Here is an 11,684-nt window from a genome sequence, read left to right as displayed (position 1 = left end):
ACTCCGGATGCGCGGGCGACCGACCGCCGCCCACCCCGCTACCGACCAGGAAGGGACCGCACGCCGTGGAACCACTGAGGGACGACGATCCCCGAACCATCGGCGTGTACACGCTCGTGTGCCGACTCGGCGCCGGAGGTATGGGACAGGTCTACCTCGGAGAGTCACCGGCCGGTCAGCTGGTCGCGGTGAAGGTGATCAAACCGTCGGTCCTCGACGAGGACAGCAGGGCCCGGTTCCTGCTGGAGGTGGACAGCCTCAAGACGGTGTACGGGCCGTTCATCGCCTCTTTCGTCGCCGCCGACGCCCATGCCGAACGCCCGTGGCTGGCCGTCGACTACGTGCCGGGGGCCGACCTGCTCGCCCATGTCGCCGAGCACGGCGTGCTGCCCCTGGTGGCGGGCGCCAGTCTCGGGGCGCTGCTCGCCGAGGGGCTCGGCACCGTGCACGAGGCGGGGCTGCTGCACCGTGACCTCAAGCCCCAGAACATCCTGCTCACTCCGGCCGGCCCCAAGGTGATCGACTTCGGCCTCGCGGTGCTGGCCGAGCGACGCTCCACACTGACCGCCACCGGGGTCGTGGTGGGTTCGGTGCTGTGCATGCCCCCTGAGCAGGCACGCGGTGAGCACGAGCTGGGCCGGCCGGTGGACGTCTACGCCCTGGGCGCCGTCCTCCTGTACGCCACCACGGGCCACTACCCGTACGCCGGCGCCGGCTGGCAGGCCGTCGCGCTGAAGATCGAGGACCCGGCCGTGGCGCCGGACCTCAGCGGTCTGCCGCCCCAGCTGGAACCGCTCATGTCCGCCATGCTCGCCTTCGACCCGGCCGACCGGCCGACACTGCCCCAGGTCATCGAGCAGCTCGTCGCTGTCATGGCAGGCCAGGGGCTCACCGCCCCACAGGCCAAGCACCGGCTCACGGAGCTGACCCCCGAGGTGGCGCTGTCCGTGCACGCGGAGTTTCCCGAGTGTCTGCCCGGCTACACCCCGACCCTGGTGGACGTCGCCGCGCACGAGGACGACGAGACTCCGCCGCGGCCAAAGGACGCGGAGGACGACGTACCGGAAGAGGACGCACCCTTCGACGCTGTTCCGCCCGCCCCCGAGAAGCCCGGGACGAGCAGGACACCCGCCCGTCCGGGCGTCCGGCCCTCCTCACCGCTGCGGATCGCCGAGGGTCTACGGGCCGCCTATGCGAGCGACGCATCCTTCTGAGGTGCTGTACACACCCCATGACAGACTTGGGGCGATATGACCACGCCGCGTTTTCCCGGCCGAACAACGGAGTGACCACGGGTGTCAGAGCAGGGGCAGACGAGGTTTCCGCCCGGGGCACAGATCCTCGTCCGGGACGAGGAATGGCTGGTCAGGAACGCGCGTCGGACCAAGCACACGCGTGACGGCGACCGGATCGAAGCCATCGGCGTCTCGGAGTTCGTACGGGACGAGGAGGCCGTCTTCTACACCGGCATAGACACGGTGGAGATCCTCGACCCCGAGAAGACGCGCCTGGTGCCCGACACCTCCTCCCACTTCCGGCGCGGACGCCTCTTTCTCGAAGCGGTCCTGCGCAAGACGCCGCTGCCGCAGACCGAACGCGGCCTCGCCCTGGCCGACCGCTTCCTCCTCGACCCGCTCCCTTACCAGCAGCGGCCCGCCGAGCTCGCCCTGTCCATGGGCAACCTCCGCCCCCGCATCCTGATCGCGGACGTCGTCGGCCTCGGCAAGACCCTCGAAATAGGCCTCACCCTCGCCGAGCTCATCCGCCGGGGCCGCGGCGAACGGATCCTCGTCGTGACCCCGCAGAGCGTCCTGGAGCAGTTCCAGCACGAGCTGTGGACCCGCTTCTCGATCCCGCTGGTGCGGCTGGACTCGCTGGGCATCCAGCGCATCCAGCGCGAGATCCCCGCCGGCCGCAATCCGTTCACGCACTACAAGCGCGTGATTATCTCCGTGGACACGCTCAAGAACATCGGGCAGTACCGCCACCACCTGGAACGCATCCAGTGGGACGCGGTCGTCATCGACGAATCACACAACCTCATCAACCAGGGCAGCCAGCGCCGCGCCCTCGCCGAGACACTGACCCCGCGCACCGACGCCCTGATCCTGGCCAGCGCCACCCCGCACAACGGCGACAAGCGCTCCTTCGCCGACCTGGTGTCCCTGCTCGACCCCGCCGCCATCGCGGACCGCGACCACTACGACCCGGCGGACGACCTCGGACACCTCTTCATCAGGCGTACGAAGATCAGTCCCGAGGTCCGCAACGGCATCGGCACCAAGTGGGCGGACCGCGGGCCCACCCTCTCGCTGCGCTGCCCGGCCAACGAGGCCGAGGAGCGGATCTTCGCGGAGCTGGCCGAGCACTGGCTGCCCGCCCCCTCCGGCAGCACCGACTTCGGCACGGCGGATCAGGAGCGGACCTCGGTCAGTACGGACCCGCTCTTCGCGTACAACGTCCTGAAGACCTTCCTCTCCTCCCACAAGGCGCTGGGAACACTGGTCGACACACGCGTCGCCTCGCTCGCCAAACGGGTGCGGGACAGGGCGAACGGCGGAAAGCGGCCCGACCCGGCGGTCGAAGGCGAGCAGAGCGCCCTGGCCAGGCTGCGCACCCTGACCGAGGCGATGGGCGACGGCAGCGCGCCTGGCGACTCCACCAAACTGGACGCCCTGGTCGAGCAGTTGGAGCAGATCGGTGTAGCGCCGCGCAGCGACACCCGAGCGGTGATCTTCTCCGAGCGCGTCGAAACCCTCAAGTGGCTGGCCGAGAAGGTGCCCGCGCGCCTCGGCTTCACCCCTGACAAGGACGGCGGCCACAAGAGCGTACGGATCATGCACGGTGGCATCGCCGAGGAGCAACAGCGGCTGATCCGGGAGGAGTTCAGCCTCGCCGGCGCCCCGGTGCGCCTCCTCTTCGCCGGTGACGTGGCCTCCGAGGGCGTCAACCTGCACCGCCAGTGCCACCATCTGATCCACTACGACATCCCGTGGTCGCTGATCCGCATCGAGCAGCGCAACGGACGCATCGACCGCTACGGGCAGCGCCACGAGCCGCAGTTCCGGGCACTGATCCTCACCTCGGAGCAGCCGGGCGTCAAGGACGACAGGACCGTCGCCGAGAAGCTCCTCGTCCGCGAGGAGGAGGCCCACAAGCTGAGCGGAACAGCAGAGGCGGAGACCGGCTACTTCCGCGCCGACGAGGAGGAGCGGCGCCTCATCAGGGAGCTGATGGCGGGCGGCACGGTCGAGGACTTCCTTGACTCCGCACCCGCCTCGGACGATGCAGACCTGACGGCTCTCTTCGGCCAGGTCGACACCATCACCGAGGAGAGGCCGCCGGCCCGCGCCCAAGTGCCCTCACTGTTCGACGGCGACACGTCGGCCTTCGTCGACTCCGCGCTCGCCGAGCTGTACGAGGACCGTGCCGACGACGTCATCGGCCTGTCCCGCAGCAAGGACGCCAAGCACCGCCCGTACCTCTCCCTCTCTCCCGAGCTCGCCCCCGATCTGCTGCGCCGGCTCAAGGCCCTGCCGCCGTCCTACCTGAAGGAGCAGGGGGTGGCCAAGCGCATGATCCTCTCCTTCGACCGGAGCCTGGCCCAGGACAAGCTGACCGAGGCCCGCGAGGCCACGGACACCATCTGGCCGACCGTCTCGTACCTAAGCGACGTCCACCCGGTGGTGGAGTGGCTCACCGACAAGGTGCTGGTGCAGTTCGGCCGGCAGGAAGCCCCGGTGATCACCTCCCCGCACGTGCGGCACCCCACCTTCCTGATCCAGGGCATCTACTCCAACGCGCTCGGCCGCCCCACGGTCGTCCGCTGGATGGCGGTCACCCCCGACCCGGACGCCCCGGTGGCGGAGATGACGGCGGCCCTGCACGCGGCGAGGGTCCGGCCCGACCTCGCCCGCACGGGTGACCCGCGCGACCTCGGCCACCTCCAGTCGCTGGTGCCGGCAGCGGTGGCGCGGGCCCGCGAGCACCTGGAGCGGTCAAAGGAGGAGTGGGCGCGGCAGCTCAGCGTCCCGCTCGCCGACTACCGCAAGCGCCTCGTGGACTGGCGTGCGGAGTCCCTGGACTCCCTGACCGGCGAGAGCACCCGCCGTAAGCGGCAGGTCGAGAAGACCGTCGGCGAACAGGCCGATCTCCTCGACCAGCTGGAGACCACCGGTCTCCCTCTCCTGCGCGTACTCGCCGTCCTGGACAAGCCCGCGCCGGACACCGCCTCCGGTGATCACACACCCGACCACGCCTTCGATCCGGCGGAGAACTGACGTGACGTACGACTCGCTGGTCAACCACGGCGACTACCTCTCGGCGCACTACCTTGCCGAAGTCCTCCCCAAGGACCTCAAGGCCAAGGACGGCCTTCTCGCCCGGTGGGCCGAGACCGAGGAGCGGGAACGGCGTGCCCACGCCGACGCGGTCGCCGAGGCGAAGTCCGCAGGGGACGACCCCTCGGCCGTCCCGCCGCGCGCCCGCACCCCCCGCGAGGGGCTACGAGCCCTGCACGGCCCCTACTTCGCCTCCCGCGCCGACTTCGCCCGCGACGCGGAGGCCCTTGCCGTGCCGGACGCCCCGGTCCCCGGCGACTGGGCCAAGCGCCTCACCGACCTGCACCTGGACACCCTGCACGGGCTCGGCTTCGCGGACGCCCACGAGCGGGTGGCCACCGTCCACCGCTCGGGCCACGCCTACGAGGTCCGGGCGCTGCACGACGAGCCCGGACTGATCGCCGTGTCCTGCGGCTGGACGGATGAGCCGGACGCGGCCCTCGACCCGGACGGCGCGGGCCGGCTGCTGCACCCGGTGGCCCTGGAGGCGTCGGCCCGTCTCGCCGACGCGAAGGCCCTGGCGGACTTCCTCTTCGAGTGCGACGAACCCCCGCGCTACGTCCTGATGGTGGCCGGCGGCGTCGTCGTCCTCGCGGACCGGCTCGCCTGGCACGAGGGCCGCTACCTCGCCGCCGGCCTGGACGCCGCACTCAACCGGCGCGACATCCGTAACGGAGGCGAACTCGACACGGTCGCGGCCCTGTTCGGCGCAGACTCGCTGCGGATCCCCGAAGAGGGCGGCACCGCGCCGCTGGCCGGATTCGTCGACAGGTCGAGCAAGCACGCGGTCGGCGTCTCCACAGAACTCCGCGAAGGCCTGCGCCTGTCCGTCGAGTGGATCGCCAACGAGGTGCTGGCCCGGCTCCGTGACCAGGGCGTCACCCCCGGGCAGATCGACGAACCGGCCCGACTCGCCAAAGAACTCGGCCGCGAGTCGCTGCGCTACCTCTACCGCATCCTGTTCCTGCTGTACGCCGAGGCCCAGCCCTCGCTCGGCATCCTGCCCGCCGACGACCCCGAGTACGTGCGCGGCTACGGCCTCCAGCGCCTCGGCGACCTCGTCGTCCGTGACCTGGTGGGCGAGCGGTCCCGGCGCGGCTTCCATCTGTACGAGTCCCTGGACCTGCTCTTCCGGCAGGTCCAGCAGGGTCACCGGGAGTTCGGCAGCGAGCCCGAGGACCTTCAGGCCCAGGCCGCCGACCGCGCGGCCACCGAGGCCGAGCGGGAGGCCGCCGAACTCTTCGCCGCCGGGACCATCACCCGCGACGAGCACACGGAACGCGTACGCGAGGCCGACCGCACCCGCAAGGCCGCCGCCCGCAGCGCCGATGTCGGCCTGCGTTTCGAACCACTGCGGTCCGAGCTGTTCGAGAGCGACGCCGTACGCCTCATCTCGACGGACCTGATCGAGAACCCGGCGTACGAGGAGGGCTCGGGGCTGCCCGAGTTCCTGGACATCCGGCTGCGCAACGAGACCCTCCACAAGGTGCTGAACCGCCTGATGCTCACCCGGGGCAAGGGCCGCGAGCGCGGCGGCTTCATCTCGTACGCCCAGCTCGGCATCAACCAACTCGGCGCGGTCTACGAGGGGTTGATGTCCTACACCGGCTTCATCGCCGACGAGGACCTGTACGAGGTGGCCAAGGGCGGCGACGCGTCCGGCGGCAGCTGGATGATCCCCGCCTCCCGGGTCCAGGACTACCCGGACGAGGTGTTCGTCGAGCGCCCCCACGAGGAGACCGGCCGCCCGCTGCGCGTCGTCCACCCCAAGGGCTCGTTCGTCTACCGTCTGGCGGGCCGCGACCGCCAGACCTCGGCCTCCTACTACACCCCGAAGTCCCTCACCGAGGTGACCGTCGAACTGGCGTTGAAGCACCGCCTCGACCAGGACGGCACCGAGACGTCCGCCGAGGAGCTCCTCGGCTGGAAGATCTGCGAGCCGGCGCTCGGCTCGGGCGCGTTCCTCAACGAGGCGATCGACCAGGTGGCGGCGGAGTACCTGCGGCGCAGGGAACGGGAGCTGGACCGCCGCATCGACCCGGAGGCGCGCCCCGTCGAACTCCAGAAGGCCAAGGCGTACATCGCCCTGCACAACGCGTACGGCGTCGACCTGAACGCGACGGCGGTCGAGCTGGCGGAAGTCTCGCTCTGGCTGAACTCCATGCACCCCGGCATGCGCGCACCCTGGTTCGGCCTGCACCTCAGGCGCGGCAACTCGCTGATCGGGGCGGGCCGCAAGGTGTATGGGGCGGACGCGCTGCCGCACGGCCAGTGGCTGTCGAAGAAGGCGCCGCTCGCACCCACCGAACTCCCCTTCCGCGACGGCGATCTGCCGGACGGTGCCGTGCACCACTTCCTCCTCCCCGCTCTGGGCTGGGGCGCGGTGGCGGGCGAGCCCGAGGCCAAGAAGCTGGCGGAGGAGCAGGCGAAGGCGCTCGGCCAGTGGCGCAAGGGGGTCCAGAAGACCCCGAAGGGCCCCAAGCCGTTCGAGGAGAAGCCCGACGAGTCGGCGGACAAGCGGCAGGCCCGGTACGCCCGTTGGGTCAAGGCCGGGGCCAAGACTGAGGCCGGCCGGCTCCAGGCGGTGGCCCGACGGGCCGAGTTCCTGTGGAGCCTGGTCGCCAAGCGCCTGGAGCTGTCGGAGCGGAAGGTGTCGCGCCGGATCGACGTGTGGGGCGCGCAGTGGCTGGAACCGGCCAAGGAGGCGGCAGACAAACAGCGCGTCCTGGACGACCTGACAGCGGCCGGCACCCCGTACTGGCGGCTGAAGACGGTCATGGACGCGTGGTGCGCGCTGTGGTTCTGGCCGCTGGACCAGGTGGGGCTGCTGGACGGTACGGATGGGGTGGCGTACGGATCGGGGGGCGGGGCGTTGTTCGGTGCGCCGACCGTGCTGGAGGCCGCCGCGCCGACCGGTCCCGCGCGGGGCGATGTCGCCTGGCAGGCGACGGGGCTCTTCGATGACCCGGAGGGCGAGCAGGGGGAGTTGGCGGCGGCGGACGGTGCCAACGCGTCGGGCCTGCGGGCGAAGGGGCGCTCCGGGAGCGGCGCTGGCCGGAAGGCGGGCATCGCGCAGGACCAGCGGCGGTCCGCCATCCCGCTGAAGACCTTCGGCGACTGGCTGGAGTTCCTGGAGCTGACGCTCGGCACGAAGGACGCGGGTGCGGGCTCGTTCCTGGACGGCCTGGACGACCTTCCGGTGGACGAGGCGTTGCCGCTGCTGGAGACGTACGAACGGAGCCTGGACAGCGTCCTGGGCATGGACAGCGCGTTCAAGCTGTCGGAGCGCTTCCCGTGGCTGCCGGTGGTCGAGGACATCGCAGGCACGAACGAGCGCGACATAAAGACGGAGGACGGGCAGGGGTTCTTCCACTGGGAATTGCACTTCGCGCATGTGTTCCGGGGGGAGCGGGGCGGGTTCGACCTTCAGGTGGGGAATCCGCCGTGGGTGCGACCGGACTGGAACGAGGGCGTGGTGCTCGCCGAGTTCGAACCGTGGTTCCAGCTCTCGGAGAAGCCGTCGGTGACCGCGTGGCGGGAGCGGAAGGCCGAGGCATTGGCACAGAGTGGCAATCGTGTCCAGTATTTGCGTGACCTGGTAACCACTGCGGGCACGGCCGCCTACTTGAGTAATCCGGTTACCTACCCCGTGCTTGCAGGGACGCGACCGGATCTGTATCGCGCGTTCATGTGCACGACCTGGGCTCACACGGCTCGCCACGGCACTGTGGGGCTCATCCACCCGGACTCCCATTTCAGCGGTGACAAGGAAGGCCGGCTCCGCGAGGCCGCCTACGAGCGGCTTTTGGTACACGGCGATTTCGTCAACGCGGGCAACCGGTTCTTCCCACCGCCGGTTGGGCGGTCCAGCCACTTCGGAGTGCACGTCTACGGCGAGGAGAGCGAGATTGGGTTCGACCACTTGTCGTGGCTGTTCTCGGTGGACGCCTTGCGGAAGTCGGAGCACGACGAGGGAACAGCTCCTGATCCCGGTGTCCGGTACGGAGTGACATGGGACGAGCGTCCTCACCGCAAGCGGATTGTCCGGGTGACCGAGGAGACGCTGGCCCAGTGGCAGCGCCTCACGGGCGAGGAATCCCAGCCGCTCCGCCAGGCGAGGCTGTTGTCGCCCGTCAGTACCGCCGAGGCTCAGGCCATTCAGGCTTTGGCGGACTATCCCACGAGGCTTGCCGGGTACGAGCCGCAGATCAGTAGCGGCTACAACGAGAAGACCGCCAAGGACGACGGGCTTATCGGATACAACAGGCCAGACACGAGTGGCGCTGTGCATCAGCCGGCCGACTGGTCCGAGGTGATCCTCAAGGGGCCGCAACTCGGCCTGGCTAACCCGATGTTCAAGCAGCCCAGTCAGGGCGCCGGTGAGGTCCTGGGGCTGAATCCGTTGACGCTGGCGGATGATGCGGTGCCCGAGTCCGAGTACGTGTACGTGGCGAAGCCTGAGGTGTATCGCGCGGCGCAGGACAGGTGGAGCGACCATCGGACGCTGGATGAGCTGAGGGCATCCGAGCGTGAGGTCGCGAGGGCGCGGACCGCTGTGGCCGAGGCGCGGGAGGTTGCGCCGGAGGAGGTCACGGCGGAGGAGGTGGACGGGGAGCTGGTTCGGCGGTTGAGACGGCCGTACACGGAGTTCTACCGAGTTGCGTGGCGCGAGTTCATCGCTCCTGATACCGAACGCAGCTTCTACACGGCACTCGTGCCTCCTGGCACTTCACACATTCATGCGGTTCGCAGTGCTCATGTCGTAGACAATCGGGTTACAGCGCTGGCTGCTGGTTTCTGGTCGGGTATCCCTCTCGACTATCTCTTGCGTACGACACGCATCCGCCACTTGGACGTAACGTCTGCCAAGCGCCTGCCAATGCCGGAAGTCGATCACCCGTTGGCATCGGCTCTCCTGCTGCGGTCCCTTCGCCTCAACTGCCTGACGGCTGCTTACTCGGAAATCTGGGAGGAGCTGTACGACCCTACGTGGCTCGGCTACGAACCATGGGCGCACAACTGGCAGGGGCTCCAGCCCCTGCACAGCGTCACGCCCGAATGGGATCGTGATATTCCGCTGCGTACTGAACGAGCCCGCCGGTCTGCGCTCGTGGAGATTGACGCTCTGGTGGCGGTATGGCTGGGAGTCAGCGCCGATGCACTAGCTGCCATGTATAAGTCCCGCTTCCCGATCTTGCAGGATTTCGATGCCGTCACTTGGTTCGACGCGAATGAGCGCAAGATCGCGGGCGATCGATATACCTACGGCCAGGGCCAGACCAAGCAGGACTACGGACAGTTCCTCGCATACGACAACGGCGAGCGTTCCGAACCGCCCGAGAGCTACTCCGCGCCCTTCTATAAGGCTGACCGGGAGGCGGAAATGCGGTCGGCGCACGCCTACTTCTCGGATCGGTTGCTCAGAGCCGAGGCTAGCCGTTGCTGAGGACGTGAATGTCAGCCTGGCTCGGGTGTGGCAGCTTCGGCCATGTCAGCATGCGGAATTTCTGATTCCGCATGTGTCAACCCCGCGTTACCTCTTGACTGCACAGTCGTGGATACCTGAACCTGAACGAGGTCGAACGAGGGCCTGAGGGTATGGAAAGGGGTGGACGAGGTCTTGAGCGATCGGAACCTGCTGGTCGAGGTGGACGAGGTCACGATGCGCACTCTGCGCTCAATGGCGGCCTTTCGAGGCTGCAGCATGGGGGAGGCGGTCAGGTGGTCGGTGGAGCAGGCTGTAAACGCTGCGTCGAGTCCAAAGACCGGAGGCGTGTTGCTGGCAGGTGAAATCGAGGTCTTCGCGACCTACAAAGCCGTTCGAGTGTCTGCCGTGTTGGACAGGACGAGTGGCGGCGTAAAGGTTACATCGGGTGTTCTCTCTGGCCAGCGCTTTCGGTCTCCTAGTGGGGCGGCCAAGGCTGTTGTCAAGGCGATCAATCCTGATCGAGAGCACTCCGAACAGAACGGCAAGACGTTCTGGCGCCTCGAGGACGGCCGGGAGATCAAGGCCATTCTTCCGTAACAGGTAGGACGGTTGCGGCTGCTAACCATGGGTCGAACGGCATTGCCCCGTACCGGAGTCGACTCTGGTACGGGGCCCTTTGGTGCCGATCAGTATTGGGTTGTGTACTGGAGGAACCTGGTCCAGGTCTCAGGGCTGACATTGAACTGCGGGCTCTGGCGCAGCTTGGAGTCCCGTACGTGCACGGTCGTGGGGCAGGTTGCCACCTCGACGCAGTCGCCCTGGCTACCGCTGCTGTGGGTGGACTTCCGCCACGAGAGTGCCACTTCGACGCAGCTGTCGCCATCGGAGCCGCTGTAGCTGCTCTTGAACCAGGCCAGTTCGGACGTGCTCATAGCGTTCCTCGCAATCGCTTCAGCAGGCCCTTGGAGTCCTCGGGGGTGAGAGCCTGTGAACGCAGTCTTGCACAGCGCTGGAGCATGATGCTGATCTCTTTCGGGTCGGTGATCAGCAGGCCGCCGCGCTGTCCCTCCGCATAGCCGTACCACTTGTTCTCGGACGTCTCCAGCACCTGCAACGGCCCGTCGAAACCTGCATGATCCGGCTGGAGTATCGGCATGATCTGCAACTCCACGTTGAACTGTCCAGCCCGATCCAGTAGATGATCGATCAGCTCTCGTGTGGCTTCAGTCCCGCCAGTGCGTCGCTCGATCAACGCCTGCTCAATGATGAAGCTGAAGGTGATCGGCGGTCGTCGCTGGAAGAGTTCCTGCCGTTCCAGTCGGGCCATTACCTGCTGGTTGACCTGATCGTCATCCTTGACCGGCGGGACGCTGACGGTCACTGCCCGCGCGTATGCTTCTGTCTGCAACAGGCCAGGAATGACCCGGCATTCGTATGTAGCCAGGGTGGCCGCCTCCGCCTCGAACCGCGCCCACTGCCGGAACCAACTCGCCAACCCCGGCTGTCGCGACAGATGCCGCGCCGCGCCCCGCAGCACCCCGAACGCGTCCAGGATCTCCTCCGCCCGCTCCACGAAGTCCGGCTGCGGGAAGCGGCGGCCCTGCTCGATCTTGGCGATCGTCTGGAGCGAGTACCCGATCTGCTCGGCGAACTGCTCCTGTGTCAGGCCTGCCCGTTTACGGAAGGCCTTCAGGACTTCGCCGAACGTCTTGAGACTGTCCGAGACCTCCGGCTCACCGCTGCCCGCCGACCCGCCCGCTCCACCCGTACCGTCCGTCATGCGAGGACACCTCCCGTACGCCACGCCTGCCCTGCCCTGTTCCGTCACCCACTCCGAACTCGGCCATGGTTACGGACAGTCGTCGATCTTGTCCACTCTCCGTACTCGTACTCTGACACAGAGTGCTAGTCGCCGA

6 protein-coding genes are annotated in these 11,684 nt (G+C 68.2%); 4 read left to right on the top strand and 2 right to left on the bottom strand.

The genetic code is table 11. The features are described from left to right. Positions 1 to 65: 65 nt before the first annotated feature. From ACZ6S6_RS24600 to ACZ6S6_RS24585, 4 genes are all read left to right on the top strand, one after another. Positions 66 to 1,214 (top strand): protein kinase domain-containing protein, encoded by a 1,149-nt coding sequence (locus ACZ6S6_RS24600; RefSeq protein WP_469706956.1) that lies wholly within the window; start codon positions 66 to 68, stop codon positions 1,212 to 1,214. Positions 1,215 to 1,295: 81 nt separating this feature from the next. Then, positions 1,296 to 4,280 carry an SNF2-related protein gene (locus tag ACZ6S6_RS24595; protein ID WP_469706955.1) on the top strand — a complete coding sequence of 995 codons (2,985 nt, stop codon included), beginning with the start codon at positions 1,296 to 1,298 and terminating at the stop codon, positions 4,278 to 4,280. A gap of 1 nt (position 4,281) precedes the next feature. Beyond that, complete coding sequence (locus ACZ6S6_RS24590; RefSeq protein ID WP_469706954.1) at positions 4,282 to 9,786, top strand: Eco57I restriction-modification methylase domain-containing protein; 5,505 nt, start codon at positions 4,282 to 4,284, stop codon at positions 9,784 to 9,786. A gap of 162 nt (positions 9,787 to 9,948) precedes the next feature. Continuing rightward, positions 9,949 to 10,365 (top strand): hypothetical protein, encoded by a 417-nt coding sequence (locus ACZ6S6_RS24585; RefSeq protein WP_469706953.1) that lies wholly within the window; start codon positions 9,949 to 9,951, stop codon positions 10,363 to 10,365. Positions 10,366 to 10,454: 89 nt separating this feature from the next. Here the strand turns inward: ACZ6S6_RS24585 and ACZ6S6_RS24580 are convergent, their stop codons facing one another. Next, the gene (locus tag ACZ6S6_RS24580) at positions 10,455 to 10,700 is read right to left on the bottom strand and encodes a DUF397 domain-containing protein (RefSeq protein WP_469706952.1); all 246 of its coding nucleotides are present in this window, start codon (positions 10,698 to 10,700) and stop codon (positions 10,455 to 10,457) included. Continuing rightward, positions 10,697 to 11,548 carry a helix-turn-helix domain-containing protein gene (locus ACZ6S6_RS24575; RefSeq protein WP_469706951.1) on the bottom strand — a complete coding sequence of 284 codons (852 nt, stop codon included), beginning with the start codon at positions 11,546 to 11,548 and terminating at the stop codon, positions 10,697 to 10,699. The genes ACZ6S6_RS24580 and ACZ6S6_RS24575 overlap by 4 nt, the downstream gene beginning before the upstream one ends. Positions 11,549 to 11,684 lie beyond the last annotated feature (136 nt).

The organism is Streptomyces sp. NPDC048671, from assembly GCF_055587045.1.
This window is presented reverse-complemented; position numbering and strand designations above follow the sequence as displayed.